The 17,360-nt window shown below is 51.4% G+C and carries 15 protein-coding genes; 8 read left to right on the top strand and 7 right to left on the bottom strand.

Annotated elements, in window-relative coordinates:
- Positions 1-44 precede the first annotated feature (44 nt).
- The 7 genes from ssb to DU506_RS09705 all read left to right on the top strand — a co-directional run bounded on the left by ssb (position 45) and on the right by DU506_RS09705 (position 8,658).
- Positions 45-644, top strand: coding sequence for a single-stranded DNA-binding protein (gene ssb, locus DU506_RS09735; RefSeq protein ID WP_114486747.1), 600 nt, complete (start codon positions 45-47; stop codon positions 642-644).
- Between the two features lie 240 nt (positions 645-884).
- Positions 885-2,162: a site-specific integrase gene (locus DU506_RS09730; protein WP_114486746.1), complete on the top strand. Its 1,278-nt coding sequence runs from the start codon at positions 885-887 to the stop codon at positions 2,160-2,162.
- Positions 2,163-2,200: 38 nt separating this feature from the next.
- The gene (locus tag DU506_RS09725; protein ID WP_220254343.1) at positions 2,201-3,790 is read left to right on the top strand and encodes a tyrosine-type recombinase/integrase; all 1,590 of its coding nucleotides are present in this window, start codon (positions 2,201-2,203) and stop codon (positions 3,788-3,790) included.
- On the top strand, positions 3,783-5,840 hold the full coding sequence (locus DU506_RS09720) for a hypothetical protein (protein ID WP_220254339.1): 2,058 nt from the start codon (positions 3,783-3,785) through the stop codon (positions 5,838-5,840). Before DU506_RS09725 ends, DU506_RS09720 begins: the two co-directional genes overlap by 8 nt.
- Positions 5,830-6,297 (top strand): protein kinase, encoded by a 468-nt coding sequence (locus DU506_RS09715; protein ID WP_114486744.1) that lies wholly within the window; start codon positions 5,830-5,832, stop codon positions 6,295-6,297. The genes DU506_RS09720 and DU506_RS09715 overlap by 11 nt, the downstream gene beginning before the upstream one ends.
- Entirely contained in the window at positions 6,297-6,779 is a 483-nt protein-coding gene (locus DU506_RS09710; protein WP_114486743.1) for a hypothetical protein, read from the top strand. The genes DU506_RS09715 and DU506_RS09710 overlap by 1 nt, the downstream gene beginning before the upstream one ends.
- On the top strand, positions 6,772-8,658 hold the full coding sequence (locus DU506_RS09705) for an AAA family ATPase (RefSeq protein WP_114486742.1): 1,887 nt from the start codon (positions 6,772-6,774) through the stop codon (positions 8,656-8,658). The genes DU506_RS09710 and DU506_RS09705 overlap by 8 nt, the downstream gene beginning before the upstream one ends.
- Positions 8,659-8,906: 248 nt before the next feature.
- On the opposite strand, the gene DU506_RS09700 is transcribed toward DU506_RS09705, so the two are convergent.
- Together DU506_RS09700 and DU506_RS09695 are read right to left on the bottom strand one after the other, a co-directional pair.
- A complete protein-coding gene (locus tag DU506_RS09700; protein ID WP_235825500.1) occupies positions 8,907-10,253 on the bottom strand; it encodes a DEAD/DEAH box helicase in 1,347 nt (448 codons plus the stop codon).
- A 32-nt stretch (positions 10,254-10,285) separates the two neighbouring features.
- On the bottom strand, positions 10,286-10,897 hold the full coding sequence (locus DU506_RS09695; RefSeq protein WP_114486740.1) for a hypothetical protein: 612 nt from the start codon (positions 10,895-10,897) through the stop codon (positions 10,286-10,288).
- A gap of 98 nt (positions 10,898-10,995) precedes the next feature.
- On the opposite strand from DU506_RS09695, the gene DU506_RS09690 reads away from it, so the two are divergent.
- Positions 10,996-11,232, top strand: a complete 237-nt coding sequence (locus DU506_RS09690; RefSeq protein ID WP_114486739.1) for a helix-turn-helix domain-containing protein — start codon at positions 10,996-10,998, stop codon at positions 11,230-11,232.
- Between the two features lie 184 nt (positions 11,233-11,416).
- Here DU506_RS09690 and DU506_RS09685 read toward each other — a convergent pair whose 3' ends face one another.
- From DU506_RS09685 to DU506_RS09665, 5 genes are all read right to left on the bottom strand, one after another.
- Complete coding sequence (locus DU506_RS09685; protein WP_114486738.1) at positions 11,417-12,871, bottom strand: UvrD-helicase domain-containing protein; 1,455 nt, start codon at positions 12,869-12,871, stop codon at positions 11,417-11,419.
- Positions 12,868-14,577, bottom strand: coding sequence for an ATP-dependent nuclease (locus DU506_RS09680; RefSeq protein WP_114486737.1), 1,710 nt, complete (start codon positions 14,575-14,577; stop codon positions 12,868-12,870). The genes DU506_RS09685 and DU506_RS09680 overlap by 4 nt, the downstream gene beginning before the upstream one ends.
- A gap of 60 nt (positions 14,578-14,637) precedes the next feature.
- On the bottom strand, positions 14,638-15,279 hold the full coding sequence (locus tag DU506_RS21620; RefSeq protein WP_181870731.1) for a hypothetical protein: 642 nt from the start codon (positions 15,277-15,279) through the stop codon (positions 14,638-14,640).
- A 101-nt stretch (positions 15,280-15,380) separates the two neighbouring features.
- Positions 15,381-16,661, bottom strand: coding sequence for a Y-family DNA polymerase (locus DU506_RS09670; RefSeq protein WP_114486736.1), 1,281 nt, complete (start codon positions 16,659-16,661; stop codon positions 15,381-15,383).
- Positions 16,658-17,107 carry a LexA family protein gene (locus DU506_RS09665; protein ID WP_114486735.1) on the bottom strand — a complete coding sequence of 150 codons (450 nt, stop codon included), beginning with the start codon at positions 17,105-17,107 and terminating at the stop codon, positions 16,658-16,660. The genes DU506_RS09670 and DU506_RS09665 overlap by 4 nt, the downstream gene beginning before the upstream one ends.
- Positions 17,108-17,360 lie beyond the last annotated feature (253 nt).

Raw genomic sequence — 17,360 nt, 5'->3', positions numbered from 1 at the left:
TTTCAACATCGGTTTTTTAAACATCTTTTAATAAGGAGTTCGTCATGGCCCGCGGCATCAACAAGGTCATTTTGATCGGTAATCTGGGACAAGATCCGGAGGTGCGTTTTACGCCCTCGGGCACGGCGGTGGCCAATCTCAACGTGGCGACTACCGACACCTGGATGGACAAGCAGAGCGGACAGCGCCAGGAGCGTACTGAATGGCATCGGGTGGTAATGTTCAACAAGCTGGCTGAAATCGGGCAGCAATATCTCAAGAAGGGCTCTAAGCTCTACATTGAGGGTCGTTTGCAGACGCGAAAATGGCAGGATCAAAACGGCCAGGACCGTTATAGCACCGAGATCGTCGCCAACGACATGCAGATGCTGGACGGCCGCGGCGATGGTGGCCAGCAGGGCGGCTACCAGGGCGCACAGCAGCCTCAACAGGGTGGCTACCAGGGCGGTGGCAACCAGCCTCCCCAGCAAAGCGGCTATGCCAACCCTCAGCAGGGTGGTCAGCAACGTCCACCTCAGCCCCAGCCAGCGCCTTCGCAGCAGGGCCAGCAGCAGGGTCAGCAACAAGGTCAGCAGCAGAACAATAACTATGGCGCTCCCGATCCGGGCAATTTCGATGACTTCGATGATGAAATCCCCTTCTGACCTGTTCCAAAATCAGATGTAACGTTGCCACTTTGATTTTTAGCTATATTTCTTAGTATTTACAATTGTTTAGTTTAAATTAATGGTCGCTCTATGGCGTATAGTTATGGAGCGGCATTTTTGTACCTGGAATATGCTTTGTATAGTTTCTTTTTTAAGATATAAGTATAAAAATGATGCGTAATTTAAGCGTGTAGCATATATCTGCATGTATAGTTAAAGAGCGTAAGGGGCAAGAGGATGCGAGTCGAGGCTATCCGGCAGCCAGCCGGACATGAAGTGCCGCTGCTGATCGATGAAGACGATATGCCAATCCCGAGCGCGAACGAGTTCATTCTGGCTCGTCAGCATCTTAAACCGAACACACTGATCCGCAATGCTCGGGAGCTAATGCCATTCTTTGAGTGGCTGCAGGCGCAGCGAGTCGATCTTTGGCAGCGAGTTAGTAGCGGCCTAGGTTTTACCGAGGCCGAGATTGTAGGTAGCCTTTTTTTTATGCTCCGGCGCGACCGAGCGCGTGGAAAAGTTAAAAAACTGGTTGTCGAACCAGCCACCTTCAATCAAAGACTGCTGACAACCGCAGCTTTTCTGCGTTGGTATTTCAACACGTGTCTGGTTGGAATGCCGTCGGAGCATCGGTTGCGCGAACGGGTTAAAGAAAACCAGGCACGGATCGCGAGTTGGTTCAATGAAGGCTATATCAGCGCCGCACCAACTGCTCGGGCGAGTGCGAGCAAGAGTCTGACGGATCAGGAGCAAGCGTTTTTGATCGAGTGCCTGAATCCGATCCATGGCAAGGGAATCGGTAAGCTTACCAAGATTCCACCCTTCAAGAAGGGCGCCACCCCGGCACAAAAGAAAAGTCGCCAGAAAGCCAAAGAGTCGCGTCAGCGCCAAGATGCACTGGGGCACCGCAACTTTGTTGCAATGCTTTTAATGCTCCAGGCGGGGCTTCGCCGAGGCGAGCTGTTGTCATTGCGTGTCGAGGACGTCGTGGTTAGCTCGGCATCGCAGGTGAATGTAGTCGTGCGCCCGCCAGACCCGAACGACACTCGCAGGCCACGCCCGGAAGTAAAGCGCAACGCTCGCCCGATCTTCATGAGTCCGATCTTCGCGAGGGCTGTCGATGAGTATATTACTGAGTGGCGTCCTATCCTACTTGATAGAGCCGAAATCGATAACGACTATCTGATCCTAAGCGGAGGTGGCGAGCCGCTATCACTGGCTCGCCTTAACAAAATTTTTGAGCAGCTCCGCAAGGCCTACCCGGGCAGGCTACCTGCGCATCTTTCTCCCCATACCTTGCGGCACCGTTTCTCACAGAATCTTGAGCGCAGCATGCGAGAGGCTGGCATGGGCGAGGAAGAGCGCAAGAAGGCGTTGGCGATCATTCGTGGTGACAGCAGTCTCGAATCTCAGAATGTGTACATCGAGGCTGAAGTGCACAAGCAGGCAAGTAAGGTGTTGGCGCGTTATCAGGAAAAAACAATGTTAATAACCGAGGATGTGCCCTTTTGAATATGCTACAACAAGATAGCAACTCGCTTCTGCAAGGCTTGATCGATGAGCATGGTTGGCTTGATGTGCCCGAGATAATCACCAGCCGAGAGGGATACCAAGTTGATGTTTCAGGGGACGATTGGCGCCTGGATTATGTTTCAAGATCAGGCACAATTTATTGTGGCAGGGTGGAAAACCAGTTTCTACGCTGGGCTCTTAAGCGCAGATTAATGCACGTTATCCGCACAACATCCAGTCATTCAGGGAATGCGCTGTACGTGGATTTTTCCATGGAGATTATTTCACGGCAAGACACCTTCGGTCTGTCCAGCGATATCGCAGTTGATGACCTGCGTGAACGACTGATTTCGCTGATGGAGAGTGCCATTAGTGAGGCACGTGCAAGCCATCGGCTGTGGGCGCTATACCGTCCTATTCGCTGGTACGTTTGGTGCGCCGACAACTTCCCCGAGATTGGTTTCGACCCCCAGTATGCGAACGAACTCGACGGCATGTCCATTCCGGGTAATCCCAAGGGGGAAGCTGTCAAATCTGATGACCCTGACAAGGGGCCGCTTGATCGGACTCTCGAGGTACCTCTGCTGATCAATGCGCTAGAGCGCGACGGCAGTGCACAGTACGAACATCTTCAGCAAAAGGCGGCACTGGCTCTTTGTATCGCCTTCGGTCGCAATCCGGCCAATCTCGTCTGGCTCAATGAGTCGGATCTGGTCAACCTTACGGATGGCATCGACCCTGGCAAGGTGTCGGCCTGCTATGTCCTCAGCATCCCGCGAATCAAAAAGCGCCAGATCGATCCGCGACGGGACTTTATTGAAGAAAAAATGGATAAAACGGCTGCGCGCCACTTACTGAACCTAATCCATGCCAATCGTGACATTAACACTACGATTATAACGGCTGATCGTGGTGAGGTGACAATTAGCCACAAGCCGTTGTTCATTCGCCGCCCAAGGCAAACGGTGCTGGCAGCTCAGGCCGAGCGAGCTTTCCGCATCCCCGCCTCAGAGATTAACCGTTTGCTACGGGCTTTCGTGGAGCGCCACGATATCACCTCCCCTCTAACCTGCGCGCAAATGGTTGTCACCCCTCGACGGTTGAGATACACGCTGGCCACCGCACTGGTGGAGGAGGGCATCAGTCGCCGTGAATTAGCCAAAATTCTTGACCACTCCGACACCCAGCACGTTGAGGTTTACTTCGCACTCAAAGGGAAAATGGTGCGTATGTTGGACGCAGCTGTGGCCAAGCAGTTCGGCCACTATCTGGCTTACTTCACCGGCAAGGTAGTAGCCAGTGACGCCGAGGCAGTGAATGGTGACCGGGACGACAAGCACCTGAGTTTCTACAGTGAGGCAAACCCTACCGATCATACCGAAATCGGCGTTTGCGGTGAGTCGGCGCTTTGTCGCCTTGATCCGCCCTATTCATGCTACCTCTGCCCGAAATTCCAGCCCTACGAAGACGCTAATCATGCACACGTCTTGGAGCTTTTGCTGGCACGGCGCGATGAGCGCTGGGAAAAAGGGAGTCATCGCCTAGCCGTGCAACAGGATCGGGTGATTTTTGCCGTGGGCCAGGTAATTGAGGCGTGTAAAGCAGCTCGGGAGGTAGCTCATGGCTAATGTTAGTCACAAGACCGATGGCAGGGGCAACCGAAAAGCGCGAGTGGTGCCATTTTTGAGTCAGTTTGATCGCAGCTATCAAGCTAACCTCGGTGCGATTGTGCAGCTTGCCAAGCAGCTCATGACGCAGTTGCCGGGGGCTGTTTGGGAAAGCGATACCTGGACCGTGACCGGCGGCCGACTGCTCAAACAGAGTGGCAAGAATAGCATAAAGGCCAGCATTAACTTCGAATACTCACCAAAGCTTGGCTTGGGAGATGCTGACCCGTTAGAAGATGGCTTCGCCGAGTTGGGCAAGACGCTGGTAGTTCTACGCTTTCATCGCAAGGCGCAGTCAGTAACAAATCTGAGGCAGTTTATTTATGCCATAAGCTTCGTTGCCTATGTGTTGCGGCAAGGGGGACGCAATGTGGGGGACATCACGCCTGGCGACCTTGAGGATGCTGCAGGTCTAATCAGCAAAAGCTATGCCGAATCCACGGCCTATCAAATGCAGAAGGCTCTGGGTGAGTTCGCCGCCCATCTGGATGCCAATGAGTTGTGCAAGGTGCGGCTGGACTGGAAGTACTCGAAGATGAAACGCCCCGACAGTGCGAGCGGTGTAGGGATGATACGTCTGGATGATCCCGTGTTGGATCAAGAGACCAGCCACAGCAAGATGGTGAGCGAGAAAGTTTACCTGCTCATCGCCACCTTGTTCCAGAAGGTGCCGGCCGAGCACCCATCTAGACTCTATGTGCTGATGCTGACCCTGTTCGCCTGCCTTGGTCGACGCTTTAGCGAGGTCGCGTATCTGCCAGACCAAGTGATTGAGGAAGATCGCGACGGTAATGCGTTTATCACCTACTTCAAGCGGAAGACATCCCAAGGTGACACCTATACGCCGTCCGAAAAGCTTCCTATTCCGACAGAAGCCGCGCAGATCGTCATGGACACTATCGCTGAGGTGCATGTGTTGTGCGAGCCGGCTCGTCAGATAGCCGCCGAGATGCGTCGTCATAACGGGCCGGATCTCCGTTTTCTTGACGGAGAGTCAGTGGATAGGCACTTCTACAAAAAAGACCTCAAGCGTCTAGGACTGTCACCAACACTGCTGGATGTGTCAGTAAGTGGCTGGCTTCACAAGAATGGTTGGGCACGGCAAGGTGAAGAGTATAGATCTGGAGCATATCGCTATTTTACCAGTCTCGAAGGCATCAAGGCATACTGCCGGCGCGATTTTCATCCTTCAATGGTGGAACCGATCCACATCGACCAGTTTGGGAAGAAATTTTATCCGGAGCACATGCTGTTTCTCCAAAATATCTACTTAGGAGGAAACTTTCGCAGTCTTGTGCATGCACATTGGCTGGCCGGCATCATTAGCCATCCAATGCTCAGCGGGTGGATTACAAGGCAGCTGCCTGCACTTTCCCAAGAGTATGCTCAGGAAGTGGTCGTTGAGCTGGACTTTACCTCCCATATGTTCCGTCACACGGTAAACACGCTGCTTGATGAGGGCGGACTGCCTGAGCTGATCCAGACGCAATGGTTTGGGCGTGACAACCCGCGCGATACCAAGGCATACCAGCACACCAGTCGAGAAAAGCGCGTCAAGGAGGTTCAAGAGGCGCTGCTGGCCGGTGAGGCTGAGGGCGCCCTGGCGGATCAAATGCACTACGTGCCCATCGATAAGCGCAAAGCCTTCGTCAAAATCAGCGTCCGTGCCGTGCACGACGTCGGCACAGGTATCTGCGTCCATGACTTTACACAGACACCATGCGAGCGGCATCTGCAGTGCCAAGCCGACTGCCATGACTACGTCTACGCCAAGACAGATCCGGGCCGCGCTGATGAAATTAGGCGTCTATGGGCCAACACTATGATCCAGCTCGACCTCGCGAAGAAGCAGGAGCAGAGTGCTCGGCCACGCAAGAGCATCGACTGGATCGCTCATCACACGTCCAAGCTTAAGACCCTTGCTCGTCAAATGGAGTTAAACGGCATTGAGTTCTTCGATCCTTACGAGTACGCAGAGGAACTCGCTGAGGAGGTAGAACATGAAGGTTAGCAAGTACGCCCGCATGTCTCCTGAGGACGTGCAGAGCGTGGTTGCCGAGTTGGCCCTATGGGCCGAGGGCAAGCTGGGCTCGGATCTGACTTGGGCCGCGCTTGAGGAGCGATTTGGCTTCACCCGTGCCGCAATGGATCGCAAGCCGGAGATCAAGCAGGCATACCGCCTTGCCAAGGAGGCCCTGATCAACCTGCCCAAGACGCGACAGGAGGTTAGTTTGGAGCTGGCTACCCTGGAGCGCGAGGTCGAACTGTTGAAGAAACAGGTGGCTGAGCATCAGCGCCGTGAGGCGCTCTGGCGTGAGCGTTGGCAGCGTATCGCTTTTCATATTCGGCTCAAAGGCATGCATGTTCATCAGATCGACCGGCCCGCAGGCGGCACACTCCCTGACGAACAGGAGACGGCGAAAATCCTCAGTATGTTCGATAAGGACATTCCACCAGCGAGGAACTGATGAAGAGTACAAAACAGCGGGATCTTTACGCAGAAGCGCTTGTTCTGTACCGCCATGAGGTGCCGGTCGAGCAGTGGCCGATATATCGCGGCGCCGTCAGTCGCTCAGGACTTGAGCGAGCCCTGAAGGCGCGAGGCTTGGAGCGCTTCGAGCGTAAGCGTTTAGAAAGCTCTAAGTGCCGTCCGATCCTCAGTGAGATGGATGCTGCGGTTCAGGCTTGGGTGACACAGCTGTCGCAGCCTGCCCCGAGTGCCCAAGAATCCGCTGAAAGCGCCAAATCCGGCGCTGCCGAGGCTCAGGAGGTCCGCAGACTTCAGCGGCGCGTAGAGCAGCTTGAGAAGGACTTGGAGAAGGCCAGGCAGCGTGAGCGACGCCAGCGCGAGCGGTTTGCGCTGCTGGAAGTGGAAGTCGAGGAGGTGCGGCGGCAGCGTGGGGCCTTTGAAAAACACTGCCATAGTAGCCTAAGGACTCTGCATGTCTGATCATGCAAACCTGCTGAGACTGCTATCCAGCGAAGCCTTTCCAGGTATCGGCAAGGCTACCGTTGAGCGTCTAAGTAAACACTTTGGCGAGCAGCTCCATGAGGTACTCAATCAGGGCAACAAGAGGATGCTGGCAGGGGTATTGACCAGAACCAAGGTCGATGCCCTCTTGAAGAGCTGGAGTTTTACTGCAAGCGAACGTGCCGTAGCACAGTGGCTCGATCATCATGGTATTGATCCCGGCCTCGGTGCCAGAGTGCAAAAGGCTTGGGGCAGAGGAGTGGTGGAAAAGCTCTCCGAGAACCCATACCGGCTGCTGCTGTTTATGGATTGGCAGACGGTGGATGACCTGGCCGAGAAGCTTGGTATCAGTGCCGATCATTTGGTACGTCTAGTGGGCGCTGCCGAGGCTGCTGCGTATGCCTCGCTGGATAATCACGGATCGACCTGGACGTCGCATGAGGCGCTCGCGCAGGCCATCGCTGATCTTCTTGGCTCTCGTACTGAGCAGGATCAGGCTACGCTGTTGGCGTGTGATGCAATCGGCAAGGCTTTGGAAACCAACGCTCTGATACCGGCTGGTGGAGGATATCAAGTCCCGGGAGCGTGGTTTGGTGAGCGTGAGATAGAAGCCTGGGTGCAAAGCCGTCTCATTAAACCCGTGGCCTGCAATGATGGTCGCGACATGCTCAATACCGCCCAGGCTGGCCAGAAAATCAAACTTACGACAGAGCAGCGAATCGCAGCTCTCAACGCTCTACAGAAGCGCGTCAGTGTTTTTTATGGCGGCGCAGGCGTCGGCAAAACGTTCGTAGTTAGCGCGATCTGCGACCTCGCCGAGCGCCAGGAAATGCGCCCTATACTGCTTGCACTCGCTGCCAAGGCTGTGCGCAAGCTCGCTACTGACACGGGGCGCAAGGCCATGACGCTGGCGAGTGCACTCTACAAGATGAATGCTGCGGACTTCGAAGATGCGGTGGTCGTAGTGGATGAGTTCTCCATGGTCGATCTGCTTAGCTTCCTCAGCCTAATTCGCAAGCTGCCAGAGTCCTCGCACTTGGTGCTGTGCGGAGACGCTGCACAGTTGCCTTCGATCGGGCCGGGCAGGCTCTTGTTTAAATTCATCGACTCCGGCGTTATTCCAACTCAGGAGTTGACCGTTACCCACCGGCAAGCCGCACGAACAGGTATTCCCGAGAAGCTGCGCGAAATCCGCGAGGGTCGAGCACCAAAGCTGCCAAAATTCGACTGGCGAAACCCGTATGCCGAAGGGGTTTTTATGCTCGGCTGCGAGGACAATAGCGTGCGAGCCGTGAAGCGGCTTGTAATCCGGTTGCTCGATGCTTTTAAGGGTGATGCGCAGGTGATTTCGCCGTTGGCACGCTACAGTCTAGGATGTCAGGCACTAAACGACTACATCCATCGCTACATCACCCGCGGCGAGGACTATGTGACGGGCACTCCGGTTGTCTTCACTGCCAATAAAAAGCTTGCATCCGGTGGCGAGGTTGTGAATGGCCTTAAGGGAGTTGTTAGAAGTGTTCTGCAACCCAAGGGACGATTCAGAGGCGATCCGTACCTTGAGGTGGAAACTGACGATGGGGTATTCATCGTCCTACTTTCGGAGAGTGAGTCCTGGCTTGAAAAGGCGTACGCGCTGACAGTGCACCGCGCCCAGGGAAGTGATTGGGACACTGTTATTGTTATACTGCCGCCTTCAAAGCTTCTTGAGCGGTCGATGATCTATACGGCTCTGAGTCGCTGTAAGCGCCGCTGTATCGTGCTCGCGCCGGATCCAGTTGCCGTGGAAGATGCAGTGGCGCGACCGCCGATCTACCTTGAACGGAAGGATTGGTTGTTTGAGCAACCGAAGGCATAGCCCGTTGAAGTAGAAAAGGTTGTAGCTTCGCCGTAATGTATCGAGAACTGTTCAGCCGCCAGGAATCCTACAGTTAAGCAGCCTCAGTTAGGGGGGCGAAAGTAGTACCAAATTTTCTATTTCGGGATCAGAAACGCCATTGACGACGACTTCGAACTTTTTTGTGTTCTCGGAAGGGGAGTTGGCAATGATTAGCAGTTTCTTCAATCATGGTGATTTCCAAACTGATTAGGCATAGAGCGGAAGTTCTATATCAAAGTCAGCAGGTACTGTCGGTAATATTGTGAAAAACTTAGTGTTAGCAGTGGTGGTTCAACGGATGTCGGTTCGCTGGCATCATTGTCTTCGATTAGGGGGGGATGGCTATCCCTGACTGCTTCGGGACTCTCGCTACAGCCGTTAGCGTGATCAAGACGGGCTTTCTCCAGACGTTCATTGAGCTTTTTGGTCTGTAGCGTTGCTTGATCATCAGGCAGGTCGTCGGCGATTCTCTGAGAATATTTCCGAAGCAGTGGTTCTGCGATCACATAGAGCCACGCCTCGTTATCTGCAGCACCTATTTTTCGTAGAATGCGGCCTAACACCTGCCGATAATGCAGCTCTGTTCGGATGCGGCTGAGGTATGTGCAAACGCATAGACGCTGTATGTCCGTCCCTTCGGAGATCATACTAACCGCAACAATCCAGCGCGTATTGTTATGCCGGTACTGATCAATCAGCTGGTGAGCTCTGGGTGTTTGGCTGGTTGCCACCGTACAGCTTTCGTTCTTTGCCTTTAGCAGCTCCGCAATTTGGTACGCATGTTTGACGTTAGTAGCCACAACTAGCCCGCCGGCATTGGGTACAGTCTTCCTCACCTCGTTAAGTCGATCAATACCGACATCGAGCACCGCGTTAAGGATGTCATCGTGCCGCAAGAGGTCTTCGTAGCTGATTGGTGATTCGCCAAGTAGCTGTTTAAACGATGAAAAAGCACGTACTGACGCCGTATTTTCGTTTTCTTCCACGAGCTGGATTTGTGGGTTATCAATCAGAGTAATCCGCGGAGAACGGCACACGCCATCCTGGATGGCGGTTTGAAGGTCATAACGGTAATCACAGATCAGCTGGCCTTCGGGATCGGTATAGCGGGCTAACACAATTGGCAGCTTATCGGAGCGCCAAGGGGTTCCTGATAGCGCTAACGTATATGTCGCCGCATTTTGAATGCGTTGAATTATTTGCTGGCCCCACGTATTGCTGAGAAGAGGATCATGGCCTGCACAGTGATGTATCTCATCGAAAATGGTCAATGTGCGATACGCCGTGAATAACGTCCAAAAATCAGGGGATTGATGCTCCATAGATTGATAGGTGTAGGCAGCTCCCACCGAGGCAAGCGTATCGCCAAACCGCTGATCCAATACGGCAGCAAAGGTGCGCTGTATACCAGCCACCACTTCTCTCGTCGGCGCAAAGCAGATAACGAAATCAATGTGTCCTTCTTCAAGAAGCCACCTCGCTATTTCGGCAGCAAGCCGGGTTTTACCGCTAGCGGGTGTCGCTTGGACGAAGAAGTCACTGTGATTAGAAAAATGTACTTTCGCTTGCTTCAAGCAGTCTGACTGCCATTTACGTAGTGGTTGGATTATGGAGCTCCCAGGCGGTGCAGGGCTTTTTCTAGAGCGCTCACATTGCCAAGCAGGCGTGAGCTCCGCTCGTGAGCGTCACGGTAATCAAGGGTAATGCCAGGTTTGAGTTCGGGATAATCACTCATAAGCTGTTGAAAAGTTTCTGCTTCACCCAGCGCCGCAAAAAATTCACTTTTTGTCTCCTTCAGTTTTTTCTCCAAAGTGGCGTGGCTGGTACTTTCATTATGACCATCGCCCTTCTTTTCCTGGTCAGTGCTCTCACTGACTGTTGACGCTTTTTGCTTCTCCTCCAAGTGAGGAGCGAGGCGCTGATGCCATGCCTCAAAGCATTCCCCCTCAAGGCATAGCTCAGCCTCCTTCAGGGAAGGCATGACATGAAAAAGCTGATCACGTTTTCTCTGTTCACGGTCCTTTTCGATTAGGCCTGCGGTTATCAAAACCCTGATTCGTTCGTAAATGAAGCGTCGCAAAGCCGTGCTGTGCTGGGCTTCAATGCCGTATTGCTCCATGTACTGGTCCCGAAGGCTGCGAACGGTGAACTGGGCATTTTCAGGGCTCAGGAGGAATTCGAAAATTCGCTTATCAATGAAAGGAGAGGTGCTCGACATGGCCATCACCGTAGGGGACAAAAATAAATGCGGATTATAGTCCGTGGCTAGATAGGCCGCAACGAAGGATAGTCCCGCCCAAAGGAAATGAGGCGGGTATGGACGAGTTGGCAACGGCACTGGGAAGAAACATCAGGCAAAAACGAAAGGAGAAAGGCTTCTCCCAAGACGCCTTTGCCTTGGCTACCGGCATCGACCGCAGCTATATAGGGAGGATCGAACGGGGGGAGGTCAATATCACCGTAGAGAAGTTATACGAGATCGCCGTGGTGCTCGGTTGCGACCCTGCCTCTCTTCTGCCTGCCCAAACCACTTTGTGGTCGAACGGGGGCTAACGGCCAGGAACGGACTTTTAGGCGATTCTGATATAGCGGTTTAACGTCCCCAACAACCGGATAATGTTTAGCGCAGCAAAAAAATTATTCCGAGTGCTTGCGCTTGTTATACTTGATCTGCACCATCTTCTCCATGTCCAAATCCAGCCAGAAACAGATGTTTGGCAATTATCTTTGGTTGATATTATGTTTCCTCTAATTTTTCCTCGGCTTTGTGGTTCGGAAGGTTTGGGTTTAGCACTTCAAAACCAATAGATTCAAGGCGGTTAATAATGTCATCATGCTTATACTCTTTACCAAGTAAATCCATGTCTACAGCAATAACTAGTTCAGATTCTGCGCGAGTTAACGCGACGTAGACCATATTCCAAGTCTTGTTGTACTTAGTTACACCATCTTGCGTTAAGCATTTGAAAATCGCTGGTGTTAAGACCAAGACGCACACCTTAGACTCTAAGCCCTTAGTTCTTTGAATGCTGCTAATTGAGTACTTTGCCGAATTATCCTTGGATGAACTGTATTGCTCAGCTGACCGGCAAAGCTTTTTAAACAGCTCTTTATCATATGGAATTTCCAGTTTGTCAATAAATTTACATATGGATGAGTTGTTGTCATTCTTGGATAACAGGGAGGCAAAGAAACGCTGTAATGAGTATATGACCACGCCTTCTTCATATTCGGGAAACATCACTGTAATTAGCTCTTCTACCTCTGGGTCAAACTCGGGTAGTGATTCTGCTTTTTTGGTTGAGTAATTACCTTCTTTTCTGAAGATGCTAACTAAGCTTCCACTCTCAATGTGGTGGCTAAGCACTGCGTCGTAATGGTCATCTTCTGAAGTAATGTATGTAAGGCGTCCTTCAAATTCAGACAAGCTTATCTGCTCTTGGCCTTGGGGACAGAAGGTATTTGATAGATCAAGGATTCTCTGTGGAACCCTACGAGACGTCGTTATATTCGGCAGCACTTTAACATTTTCGTTGGCTTTGTTTGCAGCTAACCACCCTTTGAAATCTTTTGGGTAATCTATTGCTTGTTTGGGATCGCCTACCATGTAAATGTCAGCTGAATTCTCGCCGATTTTTTGAAAGGCCTTAAGAGCAGTTTTATCAAGATCCTGAGCTTCATCAAGAAAAATTTTATCGATCGCACTACTTAAGAGTTTGTGAACTTTCCTAACTTTAGATTTCTTCTTCTGGCTGCTGTGTTTTGAATAGTTTTCATCGACAACTCTCCATGCTGCAGCATATGTTTCATCGACATGTATTACCCCAATTTTCTTAAGCCTTGAAATGGTACTCTTGGTTTCTCTTTGTTTTTTCTCAGCAGACTTTCCAGCAGGAAAGTTTGAGAACGTTTTGCATTGTGAAGAAGTGGTGTGTACTTCATTTAAGACGAAAGGAGAGTAAGGGTAAATGACCTCATTCAATAGAAACGTGTGAACTGTGCAAACTACGATATTTTCTGGCAAGTATCCTAGTTGTTTGATAATCGATTGAGAGATGTTCTGCGTGGCATTATTGGTATAAGTGATCGCAAAGATCTTCTTATACGATGTTGTGTCGTAGTGTGCGATGATCTTCTCAGCAAGGCCATGAGTCTTACCTGCGCCAGCTCCGGCTATTTGAACTTCAATCATTTCATGAAATCCAAGGCTTCTTGAATGTGCTTTGGTAGCGTGATCGGATCTTTTTTCTCTTCATCTAGGATGGAGTCAGCTATCTTGAGCATCCTTTCGGCTTTGCTTTTCTTCAGGAACTCGGCCATTTCGTCAGAGGTTTTGTAATTCTTATTGAAAAGTGTGTTTAAGCGGTCAAGGTTTCCACCTGCCTCTGCAAGATCATCTTCGAGCGTATATTTGGTAGTGGTTCTTACTCGAATATTGTCGTTATCGGTATCGTATTTTTGATGTTTTTCTTTGGTCGAGTCATTGTCATCATAATCTCGAATTATGCTTAACTTCTTCTTAGTATTGCCTTTGTTGACTTGCAGCCAGACGTCAATGAAAGTTGTAAAGCCAGTTTGCTCGATGGAAATAGCTTCAAGACTGCTAACATTTCCGTTATTACGATAGAGGATGGCGTTAATCAGCATCTCTTCGGTAGTGCCTTCGACGAGTACAGTCTTATTGCTCAGTAGTAATTTTAGAATATCGAAGTTAGGTCGCTTACGAAGGTAATTAGTGAGATGTTTCTTACTATCAGTTAGGTGGATGGCATTATTTCCAGATAGGACGATCACGTTAGTTAGCTCAAGTTTATTGATGACCTGTGGACTATGGGAGCTAATTAGCGTTTGTAGAGACGAGCCGCCTTTTTGTGTGCTTTTGTATATGAAGTCAGTTGCGAAGCGGAGGTTGTTGACGCTAAGGTGTGCTTCAGGTTCTTCGATACAGCATAGGTTGAGTGCATTCTTGTTGCCGCTGAAGAACTCAAATAATAGGTAGATGTACACGAGGTTACGATACCCAAGACCACGCTGATACAGATAGCTTTCACCAGACTTCAAAGTGATGTTGGATAGGATGCTCTTTAAATTTGGCAGGTTGGGGATACACTCAAGCTTATCAATAAGCTCGTCGAAGAAGTTCTCGAAGTCTGGATCAGGTGTAACAATCTTTTTGAATGTCTCGGTGCTTTCGATTGCATCAAAGAAAGAAGTGTACGCGCTGTTAATCTTGGCCTTATCGGAATCCTCGAGAGAGGAAATCAGCATCTTGGTCAGAATGTCGTTTGATTTCTGTGTGTTGCTTTCAGAAAAGTCGTCACGCTCGGCATTGATCGAGTTGATGGCTATAAGTCTTAAATCAGAATAGCTAACCTTTAACCCATTATTGCTTTGCGTTACGTCGTAATCGTATAGTTCAATTGGCAGGTTGAACCAGCGTGTATCATTGATGTCCTCGATGCCTTCAAGTAGATCCTTGGCAGCCTTTACAAAGTGATCTACATCTTTGGGCCTGAAGTCGTAGCGAATCTTATAGCTATCGTCGGCTTCATCTCCGATTATCCACTTTCCAATAACGCTTTCTTCAATAATATTTTTGGGCTCAGTGAACTCGACCTCAACTCGAACCTTTGGAATCAAAGCCTTGATCTCATCATCTTCCTTGCCGTTTATGATAGCTTGGTAAAAGTCTTTGATTGCTTTACGGTTGATATCCGATACTGAGAGACGTTTCTTATTAAAGCTAATGTCGTTGCTGTTAAGTGGCAGGGCAAGCGCGTCAAATAGGTTAGTTTTGCCTGCTTCGTTTTCACCGATAATTAGGCTGAGTGGTGATAGTTTGATCTCGAAGTTTTTGAAGGCTCGGTAATTTTCAATTTCGACCGTACGAATGAACATTTATATTCCATGTAGTGATTGTGAACCAAAGACCGCTTTGGGTCGTCAGCAGCCATTAGGTCACGTTTTTTCCCCTGACCCCATGCGCAGAATAAGCGCATAAACACGTTCTGGGCTTTCCTCGACACATACATTTGGACTTCTATCATCAAGTTGTGGATGTGATGTTTTCATCCAGCGTCTTGCCTGTACTTCGCCCATCGCTTGAACCGCTGCGTCCCAAATATCTTCCCGGCTGGGTGCATCTATTACCTCGCGTCCTACATCACGCATATCCCGCCATGCTTGTATATCGTCTGGTTCTGGGGCGTTGGGATCGCATTGATCTAGCAGTATGTTGAACCGAGCTTGTCTAACGGTTGATGCATTCTCTAGAGCCGTCGATGCCTGTAGCAACGTTTCTCGTAACCAGGCTTCAACCGCGGCGCAGACGTAATCGTTTTCTTGCGGAGAGATCACCGCGCTGCTGTTGACGCTTTGGAGGATAAAAAAGTACTCGGGGATATGAAGAGCACTGCCACCCCGGAGGTAAGCCACAATCTCACCGCTCATATCGGGCAGGTAGGCTTCACTGCTTTGTAAGCACTCTAACGCCTGACGGAACGTTTCCAGCGGCTGTGGGAACCGATCACGTAGATCAAAGGCACGATACGCAAATACACTGCGCAACGGATCATCACTTACTGGCTTGGCTGGCGGCATCTTGCGCTCCATGCAAGAAAAAATTATGAGTCTCCTAACGCACCTTAGCAATATAGGGCTTGCGTTGCTCATTATTTTTGATGACACCGCCTATCAGGCGCTCACATCCTGACTTTCACCAACTCATCCCAGCGAGTCGTATAACGTGGCGTGCGGTGTTCGCTGCGCAGTGCCCAGGCATTGCCTGCGCGGGATAGGCCAAGCTGAACGGTTCCTCTGCCTAGCTCCCGATTCAGGCGGTCTACGGTGTCCATTAACCGTTCACTTCTACGCGCCTCCGCTTCCGTCTGGGATGTTTCAGTTAGGGTAAGCTGGCGGTTGGCTTTTGGTGAGAGGTCTAGCAGCATCACCCCCACCTTGTGGTAAGCATACCCTTTACGCCATAGCTGTCTCAGCCCCTGAACGGCAGCGTTGATGAGGTCGCGGCTATCGTCCGAAGGGCGTTCAAGCGAGACAACCGTGCGGTTTCGGTACTGTGGCAAATCGGTCCGAAACGAATTCGTGTGCACGAACACCATCACCGTACTGGTAACACTTCCCTGCTTGCGTAATTTCTCACCTGCTCTCGTGGCATGCTGACGAAGCGCTTCTCGAAGATCCTGTGGGCTGTTAGTGAGCCGACCAAACGAACGAGAAACCATAATTTGTTGTTTGGGTTGGCTCATATCATCGAGCTGGATAGACGGTTGGCCGCGCAATTCCCAAACGATGCGCTCTTGCACCACGCTAAAGTGACGCCGGATTTGTTTGGGATCTGCTTCACGAAGCTGCCAAGCGGTTTCTATTCCCATCAGCCGTAGCCGCTCGCCAGTACGTCGAGCGATTCCCCATAGCCCGGTAACCGGCAGCTGCTTGAGCAAGATCTGAGTCGCTGGGCTATCGGTTTCCAGTTTGCAGACGCCTTTATCACGGTAGCCAGGATGCTTTTTAGCGGCATGGTTCGCGAGCTTGGCCAGCACTCGCGTGGGAGCGAAGCCGACCGAGACGGGAATCCCTGTCCATTGCCGGACAGTCTCGCGTAGGTGTTGCCCATAGGCTTCCAGGGTCGTTGGATCAAAGCCTTGGAACCCGACAAAGCTTTCGTCGATGGAGTAAATCTCCACATCCGGCGAAAACTCTGTCAGTGCCTCTGTCACGCGACGGCTCATATCCCCGTAGAGCGCATAATTACTCGACAAGAGAATAGCTTGGCGACGTATGAAGGGTGGCAGCAGGTGCATCGCCGTGCCCATCTCTACGCCCAGTGCTTTCAGCTCATTGGAACGGGCGACAATGCAGCCGTCGTTGTTCGAGAGAACGCCAACCGGGCGTCCTTCAAGCGCTGGGTTAAACACTCGCTCACAGCTGACGTAGAAGTTGTTGCAATCGACCAAGGCGATCATAGCGGCGTGGCACCCGGCAAACTGTGCAGGACATGGGTGACGACGCCCCAGACATGCGATTCACGCCCCTCCAGGGGAATTGGCTTGTAGGCGGGGTTGCTGGCCTTTAGGTAGGCGCGCTGCCCGACACGCTCTAACCGCTTCACGGTGAGTTCGCCGTCTACTGCGATAACAATAACGCGACCTGGCAACGGCTCCAGGCTTCGATCCACCACCAGCAGATCACCATGGTGGATGCCGTCTCCCAGCATGGAGTCACCCTCAGCACGCACAAAGAAGGTCGCTGCCGGCCGTTTTACGACGTGGCGGTGAAGATCAATGTCAGCATCCAAATGATCATCGGCTGGGCTGGGGAAGCCGGCTCGCACAGCACTGGCGAACATAGGCAACGGCTGCGGCACTGGGCATAGAGCGGCGGTACCCATCAAAGAAGCGGTTGTCGTCATAAGGCGAGTCTCTATAACTGTATGTATAGCCAGTATAGAGAAGCGCTAACACGACACAAGCCGTAGCCATGCATTACCGCTCGCTGTCTGGGTCTTCTCCCAACTCCTTTAAGGTAGGCGTCGCGAGCTCATCGAGCTATGGTGACTTCTGGTGTATGGGAGGAAGTAGGAAGGGTGGCGTATCCTGTTGATTGATCACGACCAAGATCTCAACCAACAAGAGTGGATACGCCATGACCGATTCTACCCTCCA

The sequence above is a fragment of the Vreelandella rituensis genome (assembly GCF_003336665.1).
In the GTDB taxonomy this organism is placed as follows: Bacteria; Pseudomonadota; Gammaproteobacteria; order Pseudomonadales; family Halomonadaceae; genus Vreelandella; species Vreelandella rituensis.
The sequence above is the reverse complement of the archived record's forward strand: the minus strand, read 5'-3'. Positions and strand labels throughout refer to the sequence as shown.

Bases quoted from the DNA above. Each gene is read 5' to 3' on its own strand.
- DU506_RS09730 (WP_114486746.1), top strand. From the start codon at position 885: ATGCGAGTCGAGGCTATCCGGCAGCCAGCCGGACATGAAGTGCCGCTG.
- DU506_RS09680 (WP_114486737.1), bottom strand. From the start codon at position 14,577: ATGTTCATTCGTACGGTCGAAATTGAAAATTACCGAGCCTTCAAAAAC.
- DU506_RS21620 (WP_181870731.1), bottom strand. From the start codon at position 15,279: ATGCCGCCAGCCAAGCCAGTAAGTGATGATCCGTTGCGCAGTGTATTT.
- DU506_RS09695 (WP_114486740.1), bottom strand. From the start codon at position 10,897: ATGTCGAGCACCTCTCCTTTCATTGATAAGCGAATTTTCGAATTCCTC.
- DU506_RS09665 (WP_114486735.1), bottom strand. From the start codon at position 17,107: ATGACGACAACCGCTTCTTTGATGGGTACCGCCGCTCTATGCCCAGTG.
- DU506_RS09685 (WP_114486738.1), bottom strand. From the start codon at position 12,871: ATGATTGAAGTTCAAATAGCCGGAGCTGGCGCAGGTAAGACTCATGGC.
- ssb (WP_114486747.1), top strand. From the start codon at position 45: ATGGCCCGCGGCATCAACAAGGTCATTTTGATCGGTAATCTGGGACAA.
- DU506_RS09715 (WP_114486744.1), top strand. From the start codon at position 5,830: ATGAAGGTTAGCAAGTACGCCCGCATGTCTCCTGAGGACGTGCAGAGC.
- DU506_RS09690 (WP_114486739.1), top strand. From the start codon at position 10,996: ATGGACGAGTTGGCAACGGCACTGGGAAGAAACATCAGGCAAAAACGA.
- DU506_RS09705 (WP_114486742.1), top strand. From the start codon at position 6,772: ATGTCTGATCATGCAAACCTGCTGAGACTGCTATCCAGCGAAGCCTTT.
- DU506_RS09710 (WP_114486743.1), top strand. From the start codon at position 6,297: ATGAAGAGTACAAAACAGCGGGATCTTTACGCAGAAGCGCTTGTTCTG.
- DU506_RS09720 (WP_220254339.1), top strand. From the start codon at position 3,783: ATGGCTAATGTTAGTCACAAGACCGATGGCAGGGGCAACCGAAAAGCG.
- DU506_RS09670 (WP_114486736.1), bottom strand. From the start codon at position 16,661: ATGATCGCCTTGGTCGATTGCAACAACTTCTACGTCAGCTGTGAGCGA.